This window comes from Neisseria sp. P0014.S009 (assembly GCF_051958155.1).
In the GTDB taxonomy this organism is placed as follows: Bacteria; Pseudomonadota; Gammaproteobacteria; order Burkholderiales; family Neisseriaceae; genus Neisseria; species Neisseria flavescens_C.
The window spans coordinates 109,076-130,561 of sequence record NZ_JBQCVS010000005.1 but is presented as its reverse complement, the minus strand read 5'-3'; the positions used below and the strand labels follow the sequence as shown (position 1 = coordinate 130,561).

19 protein-coding genes are annotated in these 21,486 nt (G+C 49.7%); 15 read left to right on the top strand and 4 right to left on the bottom strand.

Annotated elements, in window-relative coordinates:
* Window positions 1–44: 44 nt before the first annotated feature.
* Window positions 45–503 carry a hypothetical protein gene (locus ACTHS4_RS05815; RefSeq protein WP_371460288.1) on the bottom strand — a complete coding sequence of 153 codons (459 nt, stop codon included), beginning with the start codon at window positions 501–503 and terminating at the stop codon, window positions 45–47.
* A 297-nt stretch (window positions 504–800) separates the two neighbouring features.
* Here ACTHS4_RS05815 and ACTHS4_RS05810 point away from each other — a divergent pair, with 297 nt between their 5' ends.
* The 9 genes from ACTHS4_RS05810 (at window position 801) to nagZ (ending at window position 12,260) form a co-directional block, all read left to right on the top strand.
* Window positions 801–1,091 carry a helix-hairpin-helix domain-containing protein gene (locus tag ACTHS4_RS05810; protein WP_070826610.1) on the top strand — a complete coding sequence of 97 codons (291 nt, stop codon included), beginning with the start codon at window positions 801–803 and terminating at the stop codon, window positions 1,089–1,091.
* A gap of 75 nt (window positions 1,092–1,166) precedes the next feature.
* Window positions 1,167–2,549, top strand: a complete 1,383-nt coding sequence (locus tag ACTHS4_RS05805) for an efflux transporter outer membrane subunit (protein WP_070826611.1) — start codon at window positions 1,167–1,169, stop codon at window positions 2,547–2,549.
* A 111-nt stretch (window positions 2,550–2,660) separates the two neighbouring features.
* Entirely contained in the window at window positions 2,661–3,527 is an 867-nt protein-coding gene (locus ACTHS4_RS05800) for a DUF808 domain-containing protein (protein ID WP_049344865.1), read from the top strand.
* A gap of 55 nt (window positions 3,528–3,582) precedes the next feature.
* Window positions 3,583–5,130, top strand: coding sequence for an apolipoprotein N-acyltransferase (lnt, locus tag ACTHS4_RS05795; protein ID WP_004519692.1), 1,548 nt, complete (start codon window positions 3,583–3,585; stop codon window positions 5,128–5,130).
* Between the two features lie 280 nt (window positions 5,131–5,410).
* Window positions 5,411–6,274 (top strand): RNA polymerase sigma factor RpoH, encoded by an 864-nt coding sequence (gene rpoH / locus ACTHS4_RS05790; RefSeq protein ID WP_070826614.1) that lies wholly within the window; start codon window positions 5,411–5,413, stop codon window positions 6,272–6,274.
* A 150-nt stretch (window positions 6,275–6,424) separates the two neighbouring features.
* Window positions 6,425–7,678 (top strand): glutamyl-tRNA reductase, encoded by a 1,254-nt coding sequence (hemA, locus tag ACTHS4_RS05785; protein WP_070646293.1) that lies wholly within the window; start codon window positions 6,425–6,427, stop codon window positions 7,676–7,678.
* Between the two features lie 245 nt (window positions 7,679–7,923).
* A complete protein-coding gene (locus ACTHS4_RS05780; RefSeq protein ID WP_070826615.1) occupies window positions 7,924–9,423 on the top strand; it encodes a DegQ family serine endoprotease in 1,500 nt (499 codons plus the stop codon).
* 133 nt (window positions 9,424–9,556) lie between these two features.
* Window positions 9,557–11,077 (top strand): Na+/H+ antiporter NhaC family protein, encoded by a 1,521-nt coding sequence (locus ACTHS4_RS05775; protein ID WP_070826616.1) that lies wholly within the window; start codon window positions 9,557–9,559, stop codon window positions 11,075–11,077.
* Between the two features lie 97 nt (window positions 11,078–11,174).
* A complete protein-coding gene (gene nagZ, locus ACTHS4_RS05770) occupies window positions 11,175–12,260 on the top strand; it encodes a beta-N-acetylhexosaminidase (RefSeq protein WP_070826617.1) in 1,086 nt (361 codons plus the stop codon).
* 78 nt (window positions 12,261–12,338) lie between these two features.
* Here the strand turns inward: nagZ and ACTHS4_RS05765 are convergent, their stop codons facing one another.
* The gene (locus ACTHS4_RS05765; RefSeq protein ID WP_070826618.1) at window positions 12,339–13,085 is read right to left on the bottom strand and encodes an amino acid ABC transporter permease; all 747 of its coding nucleotides are present in this window, start codon (window positions 13,083–13,085) and stop codon (window positions 12,339–12,341) included.
* 327 nt (window positions 13,086–13,412) lie between these two features.
* On the opposite strand from ACTHS4_RS05765, the gene trhP reads away from it, so the two are divergent.
* Window positions 13,413–14,768 (top strand): prephenate-dependent tRNA uridine(34) hydroxylase TrhP, encoded by a 1,356-nt coding sequence (gene trhP, locus ACTHS4_RS05760; RefSeq protein ID WP_003679384.1) that lies wholly within the window; start codon window positions 13,413–13,415, stop codon window positions 14,766–14,768.
* A 63-nt stretch (window positions 14,769–14,831) separates the two neighbouring features.
* On the opposite strand, the gene hemC is transcribed toward trhP, so the two are convergent.
* A complete protein-coding gene (gene hemC, locus ACTHS4_RS05755; protein ID WP_141761485.1) occupies window positions 14,832–15,767 on the bottom strand; it encodes a hydroxymethylbilane synthase in 936 nt (311 codons plus the stop codon).
* Between the two features lie 118 nt (window positions 15,768–15,885).
* Between hemC and ybeY the strand changes: the two genes are divergently transcribed.
* From ybeY to ACTHS4_RS05730, 5 genes are all read left to right on the top strand, one after another.
* Window positions 15,886–16,401, top strand: coding sequence for an rRNA maturation RNase YbeY (ybeY, locus tag ACTHS4_RS05750; protein ID WP_070826620.1), 516 nt, complete (start codon window positions 15,886–15,888; stop codon window positions 16,399–16,401).
* 1 nt (window position 16,402) lies between these two features.
* The gene (locus ACTHS4_RS05745) at window positions 16,403–17,245 is read left to right on the top strand and encodes an HlyC/CorC family transporter (protein WP_070826621.1); all 843 of its coding nucleotides are present in this window, start codon (window positions 16,403–16,405) and stop codon (window positions 17,243–17,245) included.
* Window positions 17,242–17,979: a methionine ABC transporter ATP-binding protein gene (locus tag ACTHS4_RS05740; protein WP_049322796.1), complete on the top strand. Its 738-nt coding sequence runs from the start codon at window positions 17,242–17,244 to the stop codon at window positions 17,977–17,979. Before ACTHS4_RS05745 ends, ACTHS4_RS05740 begins: the two co-directional genes overlap by 4 nt.
* Before the next feature lies 1 nt (window position 17,980).
* Window positions 17,981–18,667: a methionine ABC transporter permease gene (locus ACTHS4_RS05735; protein ID WP_004519678.1), complete on the top strand. Its 687-nt coding sequence runs from the start codon at window positions 17,981–17,983 to the stop codon at window positions 18,665–18,667.
* Window positions 18,668–18,854: 187 nt separating this feature from the next.
* Window positions 18,855–19,766, top strand: a complete 912-nt coding sequence (locus tag ACTHS4_RS05730) for a MetQ/NlpA family ABC transporter substrate-binding protein (RefSeq protein ID WP_070826622.1) — start codon at window positions 18,855–18,857, stop codon at window positions 19,764–19,766.
* Window positions 19,767–20,351: 585 nt separating this feature from the next.
* On the opposite strand, the gene ACTHS4_RS05725 is transcribed toward ACTHS4_RS05730, so the two are convergent.
* Window positions 20,352–21,371 (bottom strand): FAD:protein FMN transferase, encoded by a 1,020-nt coding sequence (locus tag ACTHS4_RS05725; RefSeq protein WP_070826623.1) that lies wholly within the window; start codon window positions 21,369–21,371, stop codon window positions 20,352–20,354.
* Between the last annotated feature and the right edge of the window lie 115 nt (window positions 21,372–21,486).

Below are 21,486 nucleotides of genomic sequence, written 5' to 3'. Positions count from 1 at the left end.
GATAAACAAAAACCGTCTGAAATCCTTCAAACGGTAAGAGGAAATTAACTGGGATAACCACAAAAATAAGCAGCAAGGCACTGGAAAAGCGATAGACAATATTTAGTTTTCGATCCCAGTTTTTGGCTTGCGGCATTAAAAGCGGGCATTTCCAAACAACCTGGTAAATCCTCATCATATTGACGTAAATCTATTAGACGCTTACGAACCTCATCCTCTGTCAGTAGTGGGAAATTTTCCAAAAGTTCGGCATAGCGTTTTTCCTGGCTTTGAGCCGAAGTTGCTTTTACAGCAGGTGAATAGACAAGCTGCCATGCAGTCAAAAAGGTAACAAACAGACCTAAAAGAAAAGGATTGACTGCTGTCGACACAACCCCCATGGCACAGATTAGTAGTGAAAATGAGATGAGTTTATCAAGTCGACCATACAGGCGACTGCCTAAACGGTGGTAATACAGTGCATAGGCAATTTTGAATGACAAATCTTGATCGGCAGTAACCATAAAAACTCCTTATTTTTTTGTTCCTCCTCCTGGTGGTTGCACATCTACTGGAGTGGGGCGCGGCGGAATCGAATCTCTGATGCGTTCGGGTGATGGTGTCTTAGATTGATTGGTCATATTATCTCCATTAATATGGTTGATTGTTACTTGGGAATCTATTTTATCATGAAACGCTTGGCATGTAATAATGTTAAGTTGTTGAAAGAATATAGGAAGTAGCGCGGGCTTTGCCTGCGAAAACAAGTTGATACATCCGCTTTCAGGTTTTCAGACGACCTTCAAACCAAAGGGTAAAACATGAGTCCCGACAAAGTACGACGAAGCAAGCTGAATACATTGACCGACCTGCCCAATATCGGCAAAGCTGTGGCGGAGGATTTGGCTTTGCTCGGCATCACGCAGCCGCAGGATTTGGCGGGGCAGGACGCTTATGAAATGTACGACCGCCTGTGCAGCCTGACCGCAACCCGACACGATCCCTGCATGATCGACATTTTTCTGTCGCTGGTTGATTTTATGCAGGGGAACGAACCAAAGCCGTGGTGGCATTTTACGGAACAGCGAAAAGCGTTTTTAGCCGATAAATAAACGCAGCTGATGAGATTGTTCAGACGACCCCGCTACCTTTCAGGTCGTCTGAAAATTTAAACCGAAAGATACGATATGCAGAAAAAACCTTTTTTTCAGACGGCATTATCCCTGTCGTTCGCCCTAGCCTTAAGCGCGTGCGCCGTCCACAGCGCCGACCCAAACCTCACGCTCGAATCGATAGGGCAGGTGATGAGTGCAGCGGAAACCGCCGAACGCTACGATGTCAACGGCAACTGGTGGGAAATCTACCAAAGCCAGCAGCTCAACGCGCTGATGGAGCAGGCGTTGGCGAATAATGTCGATTTGAAACAGGCGGCCATCAGCGTCAACAAAGCTTTGTATCAAGCCAATATTTTGGGTGCGGATTTGGTGCCTTCATTCAGCGGCTCGTTGGGCGCAAACGCTTCTAAAAACCTGAAAACTGGCAGCCACGGCAATACCTTCAGCAGCCAGCTTGGTTTGAGCTACGAATTGGATTTGTGGCGCAAACTCAGTGCCACTGCCGATGCGCAGGTATGGGAATACCAAGCCACGCATGAAGACATGGCCAATACACGCCTAACTTTGATTAATAATGTCGCCGATGCGTATTTCAATATCGCCTATCTGAACGAAGCGATTGAATTAGCGCAAAAATCGTTAAAGCAATATCAGGAAATCAACCGCATTGCGAATGCCAAGTTCCGCTACGGCCGGGCCGACTCAAGCCAACCGACCCAAGCCAAACAGTCATTGCTGAGTGCGGAAAACAGCCTGTTGTCTTTGCAAAACAATTTGGATACGCAAAAACAGGTTTTGCGTAATTTATTGAATTTAAGGCCGTCTGAAAACATGGCTGCCGATCCGGCACAATTCCGCCTGTTGCCTGTCAAAGGCGTGAACTTGGACGTACCGATTACCGTTTTGGCCAACCGCCCCGACCTGCGCGCCGCCGAATACCGCCTGCAAGCGTCGCAACAATCGATCAACGCGCAAAAACGCAGTTGGTATCCGTCGATTACTTTGGGCGCAAGTTTGAGTACGTCTTCCGATAAAGCGAAAAGTACGTTCAATATCCCCATGTTGGGTGGCTCGGCCACCATCAATCTGCCTTTCCTTAATTGGCAGACCATGAAATGGAAAGACAAAACCGTACAAGCGGAGATGGACAGTGCCAAGCTGAATTTTGAAAAAGCCCTGACCACCGCGCTCAATGAAGTCAATACCAACTACCTTGCCTACAAAAACGCGCAGGCCAGCCTTGCCAATCAAGAACAGCGTTATCGGTTGGACAAGAAAAACAGCCATTACTATCAAGTACGCTACCAACACGGTAAAAACGAGTTGAAAGACTGGCTGGAGGCTTTGAATTCAGAATACAGCTCGGCTCAAAACCTGCTGAACCAACGCTATGAGGCTTTAAAATACGAAAATATGGTGTATAAAGCCATGGCTGGACGTTATACGCCGAAATAGCATTTTCAGACGGCCTTTGGTTAATTTCCGTCAAAGGCCGTCTGAAACCATTCAAGCAACTGAATTTTCATATATAATCGCGCGTTTATTTGATTTTATCCGGACAACATTATGGCCTTCGCCTCTCTCTTTACGCTTTTGGACGACATTACCGCCGTTTTGGACGACGTAGCGATGATGACCAAAGTCGCCGCAAAAAAAACCGCCGGCGTGGTCGGTGACGATTTGGCGCTCAACGCCAATCAGGTAACCGGCGTATCCGCCGAGCGCGAATTGCCGATTATTTGGGCGGTGGCAAAAGGCTCTCTGGTCAATAAGCTGATTCTGGTGCCGCTTGCACTGTTGCTTTCCGCTTTCCTGCCAGCGCTGATTACGCCCTTGTTGATGATCGGCGGTGTTTATTTGTGTTTTGAAGGCGTGGAAAAACTGTTGCACAAATTCTTGCACCGCAATGAACACGAAGACGGACACGATGCCGAGCCTGAAGTCACAGACGAAAAAACAAAAGTGAAAGGCGCGGTCCGCACAGATTTCATCCTCTCCGCCGAAATTATTATTATCGCGCTGGGCGTTGTTGAAAAATATGACCTGATGACGCGTTCTTTGGTTATGGCCGCCATCGGTGTCGGCATGACGGCATTGGTCTATGGTTTGGTCGGCATTATCGTCAAACTTGACGACCTCGGCATGATGTTGATGCGCCAAAAAAGCGTTGCTGTGCAAGGTATCGGACGCAGTTTGATTTCATTTATGCCTTGGTTTATGCGTGGCTTGAGCATTGTCGGCACGCTGGCGATGTTCTTGGTTGGCGGCGGACTGATCACCCACAACCTTGGCTTTTTGCACGATTTCCTCCACGCACAGCATTGGGACAGCGGCATGATGGAACATATCGCCAACTTGGTGGTCGGAGTAGCCGCCGGTGCATTGGCTTGCGCAATCGTCCTGCCTGCAATGAAATTGTTTCAAAAAGACTGATTTTGTTTCCCTGCCGTCTGAAAACTTTTCAGACGGCCTCAATACCATTTAAAGCATGAATATTTTCCGTAAACTCGAACAATATTGGCAACATCCGCTGCTTTACTGGCCGCTGGTCATCTTGATTGCCGCCGCGACACCGTTCACTTTCGCCCCGTATTATCATTTCTGGCTGATGCCGCTGTTGTTTGGCGCGCTGATACGCCTGATTGAATTGCGTCCACGCTTTGCCGTCATGACTGCCTATCTGTTCGGATTAATCGGTTATACGGCGCAGTTTTATTGGATACACACTGCCTTGCATGATGTTTCGGGTTTGCCGGATTCATACGCCATCCCCCTCACCTTCCTGCTGCCGGCATTTCTTGCGCTTTATCCGGCCATCTGTTTTTGGGTGTGGAGAAAATGCAACCTGTCGCGCTGGGCCAAAACCGGCCTCCTGCTGCCGATTTTGTGGACGCTGGCAGAATTTGCCCGCGAACGTTTCCTGACTGGATTCGGCTGGGGTGCAATCGGCTATTCCCAAATCATCAAAGACAGCCCGTTGGCAGGCTTCGCGCCTTTGGGCGGCATTCATATGGTCACGCTGGCAACCGCTTTTCTCAGCGCATGGCTGGTGTTGCTGATTGACAACCACGGCCGTCTGAAACACCGCCTCCTGCCCTTATTCCTTATCGTTGCACTCTGCTCCGTCGGCTACATTTCCCAACAAACCGAATACACCCGCCCTGACGGCAGCACCAGCACGGTTGCCCTGATTCAAGGCAATATCGAGCAAAATCTGAAATGGAAAGAAGAGCAAATCATCCCAACCATTCAGAAATACTACGAACAAATCAGCAAAACCAGTGCTGACATCGTCATCCTGCCCGAGACCGCCCTGCCACTGATGCGCCAAGACCTGCCCGAAGGCATCTTGGAACAATTCGCCGAGCAAGCGCAAAGCAACGGCAGCGCGTTGGCCATCGGTATCAGCCAATATACGCCCGACGGCAACGGCTACGAAAATGCAGTCATCAATTTGAGCGACTATCACAACAGCACTTCCGATACCATCCCCTACTACGCCAAGAACCACCTCGTTCCATTTGGCGAATACAAGCCCTTGCCCACCATTACCGAGCGCCTCTATAAAATGATGGATATGCCTTTGGCCGACTTTCAAAAAGGCGGCGACAACCAAGCGCCTTTGGTGATGAAAGATCAAAAAGTCGCCTTCAATATCTGCTATGAAGACGGTTTCGGCGACGAACTCATTGCAACGGCGAAACGCTCCACCTTGCTTGCCAACATCAGCAATATGGCGTGGTATGGCAAGTCCAATGCCATGTACCAGCAGCTTCAACAGTCCCAAGCGCGTGCAATGGAACTGGGCCGCTACATGGTTCGCGCCACCAATACCGGCGCGACCGCCATTATTTCCCCTAAAGGTACGATTGTTGCCGAAGCCCAACCGGATACAGAAACCGTCCTCGAAGGCCACGTTAAAGGCTATATCGGCGAAACGCCTTATATGAAAGCAGGCGGCTCAACATGGCTTATCAGCATTTTGGCCGTTATCGGCGTATTCCTTATCCTGATTGGCCGGAAAAAACCAGAATAAAAAATTTTTAAGACCTTGTTATACAAGGTCTTTTTTATCACCAAAACTATTTACATACAGAAATGTTTGTAATATACTTAGCCAAAACCTAGCAAATCACTCAAATTTTCTAAGACAATCAACCCTTGCAATTCAAGCAGTAAAAACTATTGAATCTATCGTTAATTTACAGAAAAAATCCAACCCATAACAAAACAAACCGCAGGCAGTGTTATACTGCTTGTCACACAAATAAACAAAAAGCCGTTTTCAGACGGCCTAATCAAGGAGAGCATCCTTTATGGATAAAGCTTTTGCATTACCCGTTATCCACAGCGGCAACGGTAGCCTCGAGCAATACATTCATACTGTCAACAGCATTCCCATGCTTACCGCCGAAGAAGAAACACAACTGGCCGAACGTCAACAAAAAGGCGATCTCAACGCCGCCAAACAGCTTATTCTGTCCCATCTTCGCGTCGTCGTATCCATTGCACGCGGCTACGACGGCTACGGCCTCAACCAAGCCGACCTGATTCAAGAAGGCAATATCGGCCTGATGAAAGCCGTCAAACGCTACGAACCAAGCCGCGGCGCGCGCCTGTTTTCGTTTGCCGTGCATTGGATTAAAGCCGAAATCCACGAATTCATTTTGCGCAACTGGCGTTTGGTCCGCGTCGCCACCACCAAACCGCAACGCAAACTGTTCTTCAATCTGCGCAGCATGCGTAAAAACCTGAATGCCTTGTCTCCAAAAGAAGCGCAAGAAATCGCCGACGATTTGGGCGTCAAATTGTCCGAAGTCTTGGAAATGGAACAACGCATGACCGGTCACGACATCGGCATCATGGCAGAAAACAACGATGACGAGGACAACTTCGCTCCTATCGACTGGTTGGCCGATCACGATGCAGAGCCTAGCCATCAGTTATCCAAACAAGCCCACTATACCCTGCAAACCGAAGGCCTGCAAAACGCCTTGGCGCAACTGGACGACCGCAGCCGCCGTATCGTTGAAAGCCGCTGGTTGCAAGACGATGGCGGTTTAACCCTGCACGAATTGGCTGCCGAATACGGCGTATCTGCCGAACGCATCCGCCAAATCGAAGCCAAAGCCATGCAAAAATTGCGCGGTTTCTTGGCAGAAGAAGCAGAAGCCGTTTAAGCCTTTCTTGATAAAAAGGCCGTCTGAATCTTTTCAGACGGCCTTTTCGATGGCAAACCTCATTGCATCTTATTCCCCCCAACACATTCATTTTAAAGCCCACTTAAGCTATAATACCCACCACACACACTACCCAGTCATACCATAACCATGCAACTTACCGTCGTCGGACTCAATCACCAAACCGCGCCCTTGAGCATACGCGAAAAACTGGCATTTGCAGCTGCAAATCTGCCGGATGCCGTGTCCAACCTCGCGCGTAGTGAGGCGGCGGAAGAAGCAGTCATTCTTTCTACCTGCAACCGCACCGAGCTTTACTGCGTCGGTGAAACCGAAAAAATCATCGACTGGTTGGCGCAATATCACAACCTGCCTGTCGAAGAAATCCGCCCTTACCTCTATACCTTGGATAACAATGAAACCGTCCGCCACGCCTTCCGCGTCGCCTGCGGTTTGGACTCCATGGTCTTGGGCGAACCGCAAATTCTCGGTCAAATCAAAGATGCCGTCCGCGTTGCGCAAGAACAGGAAAGCATCAACACCCACTTAAACGCCCTGTTTCAAAAAACCTTTGCCGTTGCCAAAGAAGTGCGTACCGATACTGCTGTCGGCGAAAACTCCGTCTCTATGGCTTCTGCATCGGTCAAAATGGCAGAGCAAATCTTCCCTTCCATTTCCGATCTAAACGTCCTCTTTATCGGCGCAGGCGAAATGATTGAACTGGTGGCCACTTATTTTGCCGCTAAAAATCCCAAGCTCATTACCGTTGCCAACCGTACACACCAGCGTGCGCAGGAATTGTGCGACAAACTCGGTGTCAACGCCGAAGCCTGCCTGCTGAATGAATTGCCCGATATTTTGCACGATTACGACGTGGTTGTTTCTTCCACCGCCAGCCAACTGCCCCTCGTCGGCAAAGGCATGGTCGAACGCGCATTGAAAAAACGCCACAACATGCCTGTTTTCCTGCTGGATTTGGCCGTTCCGCGCGATATCGAAGCCGAAGTCGGCGAATTGGAAGACGCATATCTCTATACCGTAGACGACATGATGGACATTGTCCAAAGCGGTAAAGACGCGCGCAAAAAGGCAGCGGCAGCGGCTGAAAGCATGGTGGAAGAAAAAGTCAGCGAATTTATCCGCCTGCAGAAAAACCGCCAAAGCGTTCCGCTTATCCGCGCCTTACGCGACGAAGGCGAACGCGCGCGCCGCCAAGTATTGGAAAATGCCATGAAGCAACTGGCAAAAGGCGTATCCGCCGAGGATGTCCTCGAACGCCTCTCCATTCAGTTAACCAACAAACTGCTCCACTCTCCGACACGCACGCTCAATAAAGCCGGATCGGACAACAGCGAATTAATCGATGCCGTGGCGCAAATCTACCATTTGGATCAACACGACTGACCACAATTTAAAGGCCGTCTGAAAAAAGCGAACCGACCGACAGGTCATATTCCAAAGCTTTCAGACGGCCTTAAAAGAATAAAATCCCAATTATCATTTTTTCATTTAAAATGAAATGCTTGAAAAAAAACCGTTAAAATGTAAAAATCCTACCTTATACATTTAAACAGCATTCAAACAATAAAACTGCCTGCCGATTCAAACGTATGCCGACAATACGATAGGCACCGGCAAAAGGAACTTTCGTGCATATTAAAACAAACACATATCTGGCCCTTGCTGTCCTCTCAGCTTCCCTTCTTTCAGGTTGCGACAAAGTCAGCACCTTTTTCGACAAAGACGAAAACAAAGAACTCGTTCAACGTATTGAAACCAATACCGATGACGGAAAAGTCGGCATGTTGCTGCCCGACTTCGCCCAACTGGTGCAAAACGAAGGGCAGGCCGTCGTCAATATTCAAGCGACACCGGCAAAACGCACCGCGACACCGGATGACGACCATAGCATGGACCTGAGCCAATTTCCCGACAACGATCCGTTTTACGAGTTCTTCAAACGCCTTGTTCCCAATATGCCCGACATGCCGCAAGAAGATACCGAAAGCGACGATTTGAATTTCGGTTCCGGCTTCATCATCAGCAAAGACGGCTATATCCTGACCAATACCCACGTGGTTGCCGGCATGGGCAATATCAAAGTCCTACTCAACGACAAACGCGAATACACGGCCAAACTGGTCGGCTCAGACGCCCAATCCGACGTTGCCCTCTTAAAAATCGAGCCGCAAGAAGACTTGCCGGTTGTCAAAATCGGCAATCCGAAAGATTTAAAACCGGGCGAATGGGTAGCCGCCATCGGCGCGCCATTCGGCTTTGACAACAGCGTAACTTCAGGCATCGTCTCCGCCAAAGGCCGCAGCCTGCCGAATGAAAACTACACGCCGTTCATACAAACCGACGTTGCCATCAACCCCGGCAACTCAGGCGGCCCGTTATTCAACCTCCGCGGCCAAGTAGTCGGCATCAACTCGCAAATTTACAGCCGCAGCGGCGGTTTCATGGGCATTTCGTTTGCCATTCCGATTGATGTTGCCATGAATGTGGCCGATCAATTGAAAGCCAACGGCAAAGTCCAACGCGGTCAATTAGGCGTGGTTATTCAAGAAGTTTCTTATGATTTGGCCAAATCTTTCGGTTTGGACAAAGCAAGCGGCGCACTGATTGCCAAAATCATGCCAAACAGCGCGGCACAACAAGCCGGTTTGCAAGTCGGCGATATTGTCCGCAGCGTAAACGGAGAAGAAGTCCGCGCCTCCAGCGATTTGCCGGTCATGGTCGGCTCGATGATGCCGGGTAAAGAAGTGACTTTGAGCATTTGGCGTGGCGGCAAACAAACCGATGTCAAAGTCAAACTTGGCAGCGCAGCCGAACAAACGGAAACTTCTGCAAAAGAGGCTGAACACCCGCAACACGATGGCGGCCATGACGGATTTACCGTTGAAAACGCAGGCCTGACTTTGCAGGTTGAAAACGCAGACGGCAAACAACGCTTAATCGTTCTGCGCGTTAGCGGTGCGGCTGAACGTGCCGGCCTCAAACGCGGCGACGAAATTATTGCCGTCAGCCAAATCAGCGTCAATGACGAATCCACTTTCCGAAGTGCCTTGGAAAGCGCAGGCAAAAACGTACCGCTTTTGGTACAACGCGAAGGCAATACTTTGTTCCTCGCACTAAATCTGCAGTAGTCCGATTTTTCAGACGGCATGATGATGTGTTAGATGATAAAATACCCATCTGTCAGAGGCGGTGGGTATTTTGTTATCCGTCTTCCAGTTTAGGCCGTCTGAAAATATTTCACCGCTTATATACAATATAATTATGCAACTTATTAATTATTCAAATTCTATTTTATCCATCGTCCCGGCAGCCATTGCGCTCGCCTTGGCCATTGCCACGCGCCGTGTATTGCTGTCCCTGGGTGTAGGCATTATCGTCGGCTCATTCCTGCTGGTAGGCGGTAATCCACTTGATGCCTTGGTTCACTTAAAAGACATGGCTGTCAGCCTGACTTGGGCGGACGGTGATTGGTCTTTGGGCAAACCCAAAATCCTGCTCTTTTTGGTGCTTTTGGGGATTTTCACTTCCCTGCTGACTCATTCCGGCAGCAACCAAGCATTTGCCGATTGGGCAAAACAGCACATCAAAGGCCGTCGCGGTGCAAAACTGCTGACTGCCTGTTTGGTATTCGTTACCTTTATTGACGACTATTTCCACAGCCTTGCCGTCGGTGCGATTGCCCGCCCTGTAACCGACAAATTCAAAGTTTCCCGCGCCAAACTGGCTTATATCCTTGACTCCACTGCCGCGCCGATGTGCGTTTTGATGCCGGTATCCAGCTGGGGCGCATCGATTATTGCTACTTTGGCAGGCCTTTTGGTGACTTATAACATCACAGACTACACACCAATGGGCGCATTCGTGGCCATGAGCCTGATGAATTACTACGCCGTCTTCGCGTTGATTATGGTGTTTGTCGTGGCTTGGTTCTCCTTCGACATCGGCTCTATGGCCCGTTTGGAACGCGCCGCTTTGAATGAAATTCATGATGAAACCGTTGAAACAGGCCATCCCAACGGCCGCGTATTCGCACTGATTGTTCCGGTTTTGGTGCTGATCGTCACCACTGTTTCCGCCATGATTTACACTGGAGCACAAGCTTCTGAAACCTTCTCTTTACTCAGCGCGTTTGAAAATACCGATGTGAACACTTCCCTCGTGTTCGGCGGCACTTGTGGCGTATTGGCCGTCATCCTCTGCACCATCGGCACCATTAAAACCAGCGACTACCCTAAAGCCATTTGGCAGGGCATCATCTCTATGCGCGGCGCCATTACCATCTTGATTTTGGCATGGATCATCAGCACCGTTGTCAGCGAGATGCACACCGGCGAATACCTCTCCACTTTGGTGGCAGGCAATATCCACGCAGGCTTCCTACCCGTGATTTTGTTTATGCTCGCAGGCGTGATGGCCTTCGCTACCGGCACAAGCTGGGGCACATTCGGCATCATGTTGCCGATTGCCGCCGCCATGGCCGTCAAAGTCGAACCTTCGCTGATTATCCCTTGCATGTCTGCCGTAATGGCCGGCGCCGTATTTGGCGACCACTGCTCGCCAATTTCCGATACCACCATCCTCTCTTCTACCGGCGCACACTGTAACCACATCGACCACGTTACTTCGCAATTCCCTTACGCGCTGACCGTAGCCGCGTCTGCTGCCACAGGCTACCTCGCACTGGGCATGACCGGCTCTGCACCTTTAGGTTTTGTGGTAACCGGCATCGTGATGGTTGTGTTGATTCTGATCTTAAAAGACAAGAAAAAAGCAACTGCCTAATTCAAAACCAATATTCAGACGGCCTGAGATATTCCTACACTCTCAGGCCGTCTGAACATAACGATTATCCAATATATACATTATTCAGGACAAAACAATGAATACGCCTCATCTTCCACGCGGCCCAGTCATGGCCGACGTCGCTGCCTATCATCTGACCGAAGAAGAAAAACAACGCCTGCTCGACCCTGCCGTCGGTGGCGTTATTTTGTTCCGCCGCAACTTTGAAAACGTTTCCCAGCTCAAAGCTTTGGTTCAAGAAATCAAAGCCGTCCGTACACCTGAACTTATCATCGCCGTCGACCACGAAGGCGGACGGGTTCAACGTTTTATTGACGGCTTCACCCGCCTGCCGGCCATGAACGTATTGGGCGAAATTTGGGATAACGAAGGCCAAGAAGCCGCCTGCGCCCAAGCAGAACAAGTCGGCTGGGTTTTAGCAACCGAACTCTCCGCCTGCGGTATCGACCTATCCTTTACGCCTGTATTGGATTTGGACTGGGGTCAATGCGCCGTCATCGGCAACCGCAGTTTCCACCGCGACGCCAACATCGTTACCCAGCTTGCCCTTGCCCTGCAAAAAGGCCTGAACAAAGGCGGCATGAAATCTTGCGGCAAACACTTCCCCGGCCACGGCTTTGTCGAAGGCGACAGCCATCACGTCCTGCCTTGCGACGAACGCAGCCGCGAAGCGCTCGAAGCCGCCGACCTTATCCCCTTCCGCGCACTGAGCCAAGCAGGCATGGCCGCAGTCATGCCTGCCCACGTCGTCTATCCTCAAACCGACAGCCAACCTGCCGGCTTCTCCGAAAAATGGCTGAAACAAATCCTGCGCCAAGAAATCGGATTTAACGGCGTTATCTTTTCAGACGACCTAACCATGGAAGGCGCATGCGGTGTCGGAGGTATTAAAGAACGCGCCCGCCTTTCTTTTGAAGCAGGCTGCGATATTGTGCTGGTGTGCAACCGTCCTGACTTGGTAGATGAATTGCGAGACGGTTTCCATGCGCCGGAAAACGCCGATTTGGCAGCACGTTGGCAATACATGGCCAACACATTAACCGTACAAGAAGCTGCCGACATCATGGCAACCGAAGCATTCCAAGCCGCCCAACAGGCAACTGCCAAACTGGCAACGCCCAAAGACATCGCAGGCGGTGTCAAAGTCGGCGAAGCATTCTGATTCAAGGCCGTCTGAAACATTGACGGCAAATAAAAAAGGAAGACTTGAAAAAGTCTTCCTTTTTTTGATTCAAACCGATTAGCGGTGTTGCGGATTGTAACGGCTTTCCAATCGCAGGAATACCCAGCCCAAGAAAGTTGTCATCAAGAGATAAATTAGCGCAATAGTATAAAGTGGTTCTTCATAAATGTAATAGCGTCCGCTAATCGTTTTTTGCACATAAGTCAGCTCCGCCACAGCGATAACGGACAAAAGCGAGCTGTCTTTCAAGAGCGTAACAAATTCGCTCGCAAGTGGCGGCAGCATACGACGTAAAGCCTGAGGAAGAATCACATAACGCATCGCCTGCGAATAACTCAAACCCAGCGAACGCGCCGCTTCCATCTGACCGCGATCGATAGACTGGATGCCAGCTCGAAAAATCTCGCAGATATACGCGCCGGAGTTGGCGATCAAGGCAAGCGAACCGGCAACCAGTGCGCCATAAGAATTTCGAAAGACCTTCGCCTCGTTGCCGTTCATCAGCAAACCGTCGGTAGGATGGACGAAAAACGGGAACCAGACGTAAGCCCAAATCACAATCTGCACAAACAGCGGCGTACCGCGGAACAGCGTTACATAAAGCAGCGAAAACTTACGCAAAACCCAAGCCAAGGCACGCATCGGCGCACCCGCCTTTTCCAGATAAATCATCCGCGCCAATGCCAACAGCAACCCCAAAACCGAACCGCCTGCCGTTGCAACCACCGTCAGTCCCAGCGTCGTCAATGCGCCGTAAAAAAACATCCAGCGGTATTCATAAATAATGTCAAAACGAAAATCCATAAACCTTCCGTCGGTCAAAATCGGTAACTAATCCGAATATTTTTTAAAATGAAGCTTGATATTTTACAAGAAAATACATTGCTTGAACGGTTTTTTGTTAAATTATTCCGCCCAACCCTGCTTTTTTTACATTTCTAATGAATTGACACCCCTTTTCATCTTTGCCCATATAGGACATTTTCCGTATAAAAAACAAAGCGCAAACCCGAGACAAAATTGACCGAAACACAAAAACAGCGGATAATCCGCCCATTCTTCAAACATCTTTCAGACGGCCTTCCCTCTTCCCTTGAGGGCCGTCTGAAAACATTTTAAAAAGCATAAAACATGAAAGCACCCGAACTCTTATTGCCTGCAGGCGGCCTCGAACGTATGCGCGCCGCCTACGATTACGGCGCAGATGCCGTTTACGCTGGCAGCCCGCGTTACTCCCTGCGCGCCCGCAACAACGAATTTGCCAAACTCGACGTTCTCGAGCAAGGCATTAAAGAAGCGCACGAGCGCAACAAAAAATTCTTCCTGACCGTCAATACGCTGCCGCACAACTCCAAACTCAAAACCTTTGTTTCCGATATGGAGCCCTTGATTGCCATGAAGCCCGACGCGCTGATTATGGCGGATCCGGGTTTAATCATGACCGTGCGCGAAAAATGGCCGGAAATGCCGATTCACCTGTCTGTTCAGGCAAATACCACCAACTACTGGGGCGTAAAATTCTGGCAGAACATCGGCGTCGAACGCATCATCCTGTCGCGCGAATTGAGCATGGAAGAAATCGCTGAAATCCGCCAAGAATGCCCCGACATCGAACTCGAAGTCTTCATTCACGGCGCATTGTGCATCGCCTACTCCGGCCGCTGCCTGCTCTCCGGCTATTTCAACCACCGCGACCCTAACCAAGGCACCTGCACCAACTCCTGCCGTTGGGATTACAAGGTTCACAACGCCACTGAAAGCGATGCAGGCGATGCCCAACTTCTGCAAGGTTTCAACTTTGAAAAAGCCCAAGAAGAAGCCAACCAAAACTTTGAAGGCATCAACGGTCAAAAACGCCATCCCTACGCCGACAAAGTTTTCCTGATTGAAGAGTCCAACCGTCCGGGCGAAATGATGCCGATTATGGAAGACGAACACGGCACCTACATCATGAACTCCAAAGACCTTCGCGGCATTGAAGTGGTTGAGAAACTGGCCAAAATCGGCGTGGACAGCCTCAAAGTCGAAGGCCGCACCAAGTCGCTTTATTATGTTGCACGCGTGGCCCAGTCCTACCGAAAAGCGATTGACGATGCCGTTGCAGGCCGTCCGTTTGATTACAGCCTGTTGAGCGAACTCGAAGGCCTTGCCAACCGCGGCTACACCAGCGGCTTCCTCGAGCGCCACCAAACTCAGGATTACCAAAACTACCTGACTGGCCACTCCATCGCCAAACAAAGCCAATATGTCGGCCACGTTACCGAAATTGATGAAAACGGCTGGGCAACAATCGAAGTCAAAAACCGCTTTGCCATCGGCGACTCACTCGAAATCATCCACCCGAGCGGCAACCAAACCATCAAATTGGAACAAATGACCCGCAAAGGTCAGCCTGTCGATGTTGCACCCGGCAACGGCATTCAGGTCAAAATCCCCAATATGCAGGGCAAAGAAAAAGCTTTGGTTGCGCGGATTATGAATCCTTAAGCATCAACAAAATAAAGGCCGTCTGAAAGTTTCAGACGGCCTTTTAAAATTATCTATGCTGTTTTAAGCCTGTTCTTGCAATACGGCAGCAATCAATTCTTCCGCACCATCATCCGCCAGTTTTTTGGCGACAGCACGACCCAAAGCATCGGCGTATTCGGCAGGGGCTTGCGCGTCTGCCTGCAAAATAACCGAACCGTCAGGATGACCGACCAAGCCGCGCAAGGTCAGCAAGCCATTTTCTTCAGTGCAATATGCGGCCAGCGGCACTTGGCAACTTCCGCCCAAAGCGCGCGCCAACGCGCGTTCTGCCGTAACGCAGGCGTGTGTGGTATCGTGGTTCAACGGCTTTAAGACTTCGTACAAATCTTCGCGATGCGCTGCAATTTCAATACCCAATGCACCTTGTCCGGCGGCAGGCAGACTGTCGGATTCCGACAAAATCATGCGAATGCGTTCGTCCAATTCCAAACGCTGCAAACCGGCGGCGGCCAAGATAATCGCGTCGTACTCGCCATTATCGAGTTTGGACAAACGGGTTTGCACATTGCCGCGCAAAGGTTTGATAACCAAATGCGGATAGCGCGCACGCAACTGGGCTTCGCGGCGCAGGCTGGATGTGCCTACAACGGCACCTTTGGGTATTTCTTCCAAACGCGCGTATTGGTTGGACACAAACGCATCAAACGGATTGGCGCGTTCGCCGATGGCCGCAAGCGCGAAACCTTCAGGCAAATCCATCGGCACGTCTTTAATCGAATGCACGGCCAAGTCGGCTCGACCATCATACAAAGCCTGTTCCAACTCTTTGACAAACAAGCCTTTACCACCGACTTTTGACAAAGTTCTGTCCAAAATCTGGTCGCCGCGCGTGGTCATGCCCAAAATCTCGACTTCGCAATCGGGATACAGGGCTTTCAGACGGCCTTGGATATGTTTTGCCTGCCACATGGCAAGCAGGCTTTCGCGACTGGCGATAACGAGTTTTTTCGGGTTCATAATGGTTGCCTGAAAGATGGAAAACGGCATGAAGTCTATCATATTTTGGGCGGTTTTTCAGACGGCATGGGGGTGAATATGTTATATTTACGCCTAAAAACTAAATTTTCCGGACAACATGAAACGCGCCAAACAATATCCTTTTTTATCCTTACAGCGGCAACGTTTTCATCTGAACTTTGAAAACGCTTCTTCCGCCGCCAACCTTCCTTCAGAGAACGACTTCTACCGCTGGGCGTGGTCTGCCTTGAAAAACGAATACCGCCGCGCCGACATCAGCCTGATTCTTCTCGACGAAGAAGAGGCCCGCGCTTACAACCGCGACTACCGAGGCAAAGATTACGCCACCAATGTATTGAGTTTCGCGCTCAACGAAGGTGAAATCCTGCCCGACCAGTTTTCAGACGGCCTGTATGGCGATTTGGTAATTTGCCCACAAGTGGTTTTGAAAGAAGCCGCCGAACAAGGCAAAACACCCGAACAGCATTTTGCCCACCTGACCATACACGGTACTTTACACCTGATGGGCTACGACCACATCGAAGACGATGAAGCCGAAATAATGGAAGCCGAAGAAATCCGCCTAATGCTGGCGGCAGGCTTCCCCAACCCCTACCAAGAGGACGAATATTAAAATGGACGGTACGCAGTCGAAACCAAAGTTTTTCGAACGCCTGATCTCCCGACTTGCCGGCGAGCCCGACTCCGCCGAAGACGTATTGACCCTGCTGCGCCAAGCGCACGAGCAGGAAGTTTTTGACGCCGACACACTGACCCGGCTGGAAAAAGTATTGGACTTTGCCGAGCTGGAAGTGCGCGACGCCATGATTACGCGCAGCCGCATGAACGTATTGAAAGAGAACGACAGCATCGAGCGCATCACGGCCTACGTCATCGAAACCGCCCATTCGCGTTTCCCTGTCATTGGTGAAGACAAAGACGAAGTCTTGGGTATTTTGCACGCCAAAGACCTGCTCAAATATATGTTCAACCCCGAGCAGTTCCACCTGAAATCCGTCTTGCGCCCTGCCGTTTTCGTCCCCGAGGGCAAATCACTGGCCTCCCTTTTAAAAGAGTTCCGCGAACAACGCAACCACATGGCGATTGTCATCGACGAATACGGCGGCACATCCGGCCTGGTAACCTTTGAAGACATCATCGAGCAAATCGTCGGTGACATCGAAGACGAATTTGACGAAGACGACAGCGCCGACAATATCCATGCCGTTTCTTCCGAACGCTGGCGCATCCACGCCGCAACCGAAATCGAAGACATCAACGCCTTTTTCGGTACGGAATACAGCAGCGAAGAAGCCGACACCATCGGCGGCCTGGTCATTCAAGAGTTTGGACATCTGCCCGTACGAGGCGAAAAAGTCATCATCGGCAGCCTGCAATTTACCGTCGCGCGCGCCGACAACCGCCGTCTGCACACCCTGATGGCCACACGAATTAAAGAAAACACGGATAAACCATGATTATTCTGGATCACGTCTCCAAACACTATCAAACACGCGACAACAAAGACTTTGTCGCCGTCGAGCCGACCAGCCTCGAAATCAAACAGGGAGAAATCTTCGGCCTGATGGGCTATTCCGGCGCAGGCAAATCCACCCTGCTGCGCCTGATTAACTTATTGGAACGTCCGGATACAGGTACCGTCAGCGTATGCGGCCAAGAGCTGACCGCGCTCAACGCCACGCAACTGCGCCACGCCAGACAAAACATCGGCATGGTGTTCCAACAGTTCAACCTATTGAGCAACCGTACCGTTGCCGAAAACGTCGCCTTTCCTTTAGAAATTGCCAAATGGCCGTCTAAAAAAATCCAAGCGCGTGTTGAAGAATGTTTGGAAATCGTTGATTTGCAAGACCGTGCCAACCATTACCCGTCCCAACTTTCCGGCGGTCAAAAACAACGTGTCGGCATTGCCCGCGCGCTGGCGCCGCAACCTCAAGTCATCCTCGCCGACGAACCTACTTCCGCCCTCGACCCTGCCACTACGCGCAGCGTTTTGAAGTGTTTGGAAGACATCAACCGACGTTTCAACGTAACCATCGTCATCGTTACCCACGAAATGAGCGTTATCCGCCGCCTGTGCGACCGTGCCGCCCTCTTGGACAAAGGCCGTCTGCTGGAAATCGTTGAAGTACACGGCAACCAAATCCATGCCCAATCCAAAATCGGGCAAGAGCTGATTCGAGAGGACTAATATGGCAGATTTAACATTTGAAAGTGCTGTTGCGACCATCGTCAGCATGAAGGGCGAAATTATCCAAGCCTTGGGTGAAACCTTTATTATGGTCGGCCTATCAACTACTTTCGCCGTTATCTTCGGTACGATTTTGGGCGTATTGCTGTTTGTGACGTCAAGTCATCAGTTGCACTACAACAAACAGCTGAATTTGTTTTTGGACAACCTGGTCAACCTAATGCGCGCATTCCCTTTCGTCATCCTGATGATTGCCATGATTCCTGTTACTCGCGCCATCATCGGCACGACCATCGGCCCGGTGGCCGCCTCATTGGTATTGAGCGTATCCGGCCTGTTCTACTTCGCCCGTCTGGTCGAGCAAAACCTGCGCGAAGTACCCAGAGGCGTGATTGAAGCGGCCTCCGCAATGGGTGCTTCCCCCATGAGCATCATCTGCAAAGTGCTTTTGAATGAAGCGCGCGCAGGTATGGTTTCCAGCATTACCGTACTGGCTATCGGCCTTCTGTCGTACAGCGCGGCGGCAGGTATGATTGGCGGCGGCGGCTTGGGCGACCTTGCCATCCGTTACGGCTACTACCGCTATCAAATGGAAGTCATCATTTTCATCGTCGCCATCCTGGTTTTACTCGTTATCCTGATTCAAGGTATCGGCAACAGATTGGCGCGCAAACTGGACAAGCGTTAAGCAAACAGGCCGTCTGAAATGGACTTACTATTTTTCAGACGGCCTGTTATCTATTTAGGGCATATATTTCAAATAAATTTACAAAAAACGTCCTCATATTTCCAAAATAGATTTACAATCCCTCTTTTTTTAACGGCGGCAGATTGAGGCCGTCTGAAACCGTTTTATCATCCATCAGGAGCAAAATATGCAAATCAACACATTCTTCAAAACTCTTTCAGCCGCTGCGCTCGCCATCGTACTGGCTTCCTGCGGCGGTCAAAAAGACAGCGCGCCTGCTGCTTCTGCCGCTTCTTCTGCCGACAACGGTGCAGAGAAAAAAGAAATCGTCTTCGGTACAACCGTCGGCGACTTCGGCGATATGGTAAAAGACCAAATCCAACCGGCTTTGGAGAAAAAAGGCTATAAAGTCAAACTGATCGAGTTCACCGACTATGTGCGCCCCAACCTTGCTTTGGCTGAAGGCGAATTGGACATCAACATCTTCCAACACAAACCTTATCTGGACGACTTCAAAAAAGAACACAAACTGGACATCGTTGAGGCCTTCCAAGTACCGACCGCACCTTTGGGCCTGTACCCTGGCAAACTGAAATCTTTGGACGAAGTGAAAGACGGCGTCAGCGTTTCTGCACCTAACGACCCATCTAACTTTGCCCGTGCATTGGTTATGTTGAACGAATTAGGCTGGATTAAACTGAAAGCCGACGTTGATCCGCTGACTGCCTCTAAAAACGATATTGCCGAAAATCCAAAAAACATCCAAATCGTAGAACTTGAAGCCGCCCAACTGCCGCGCAGCCGTGCCGACGTTGACTTTGCCATCGTTAACGGCAACTACGCCATGAGCAGCGGCATGAAACTGACCGAAGCCCTGTTCCAAGAGCCAAGCTTTGCCTACGTTAACTGGTCTGCCGTCCGCACTGCCGACAAAGACAGCCAATGGCTGAAAGATGTAACCGAAGCCTACAACTCTGACGAGTTCAAAGCCTACTCACAAAAACGCTTTGCCGGTTACAAATATCCTGCGGCATGGGGTGAAAACGCAGCAGCAGGTGCTCAAGCCGAAGCCGCCTCTACTGCTTCTGCAACCAAATAAGTAACTTTTTGAAAAAAGGCCGTCTGAACATTCAGACGGCCTTTTTCTATCATCACTCACAAAGTCAAAATTATTTTTTACTGATAACAATCGCTTACATAATTTCTTATATCAAACCGAATCAACTGTTGTAAAAACATTCAATAAAAATCCATGTTTTTATTCAATATAATCAACCACTAAATAAATTATTCTACTTTTTTATAATATTCACTGGTAATGTTCCGCTTATCCTGATATTATACCGCTTATCTAAAGACAACCGGTTATCTGCATTTTAGACCGTTCATCTAAAGTGCTTTAAACCACTTTGTCGGATTTTCCCATAATGTTGTGTTTCTCCGTTTCAAAGGGGTTTGAGCGGTCGAAATACCGTTTTGCTTAGATATTAAAGCTTCGTGCTTTGAAATGAGTGAATTTTTGTTTTAAGTGTCGTAATCTCTTGCTAATTACTCCCAACTGCAAGAGTTTCAGGGTTGCCCCTTGGGCAGCCCTTCTTTTTTTATATTTCATTATTTCAATATCTTAGACTTTTCCTTATTCATATATTCAAACCAACTGACAAAACCATTCTTTTTCTCAATCTCAAATCTTCTTCAATTCATTATTCGGCATCACCAGCCAAACCTGTGCCTTTTTAACTTGGGCCGCTGCTCGGATAGCCGCTTCATCCATAATAGAAAATGCGGTAGAAAAAGCATCGGCAACTGCCGCACTTTCCGCCATAACGCTCATGCTTTTATAGCGCGGCTGGCTTCCGCCTGTGCGCGGATCAAAAAGATGGGTAAATTTGCCTGCCTCGTCCATTACCGTGCCATAGCCGCCTGATGTGGCAAACGCTTGATTTTTCATAGCAATGGTGGTCAGGATTTGGTCTTCTTGGTCAGGATTGCGGATGCTGACATTCCACTCGCGCTGGTTGGCATTATCAAAGCCGTAAATCTCCCCCATATCAATCAATGCCTGAGAAACGCCTTGCTGCTTCAACAATTCAGCTACTTTGTCGGTGATATAGCCTTGGGCAATGCCGTTAAGCGACAAGCCCATGCCTTTTTGGGCAAAACGGATTTCTTTGGTATCAAAATCGACTTTGTTGAAATCCACTAATTTGAGCGTGTCTTTGATACTGCGTTCAGATGGCGGCGTTTCGGTTTTTGGGTTTCGCCTGAAATGATCGGCATACAGATTCCACAATGGCTGAATGCTAGGATCAAACGCACCCTGCGTCAGCTGATGGATATCTCGGCTGATACTGAGCAGCTGCAAAAAATCGGATGGCGGATTTTTCAGACGGCCTTCTCGGTTTAAACGGCTGATCAGGCTGTCGTCCCGATACAGGCTGAAGATTTTTTCCAACCGTGAAACTTCTGCCAATACTTTGTTGACCAATATTTCTGCCTGCTTGCGTTCAACGCCGAACAAACGCAACTCCGCGCCCGAACCCAATGCAATGCCTCTCCAAATAACTGGCTGCTCTTCTTGATTTGGGCTGGTTGGATGAGTCGGTCGATTGGTTTTGCGGCTGATGGCAAAAGGAATACCGACACCGACGGCAAGTGTGGCGGTGATGGCAATGAAGCGGCGACGCGTTAAAGGAGTAGACATGGAGTATTCCTTGGATTTTTTATTTTTACATTGCAAGCCTGCATCATTAAATATCAATCGGCAAGCCTTCAACACAAAGGCCGTCTGAAACTGTTTCAGACGGCCTTTTATTGAT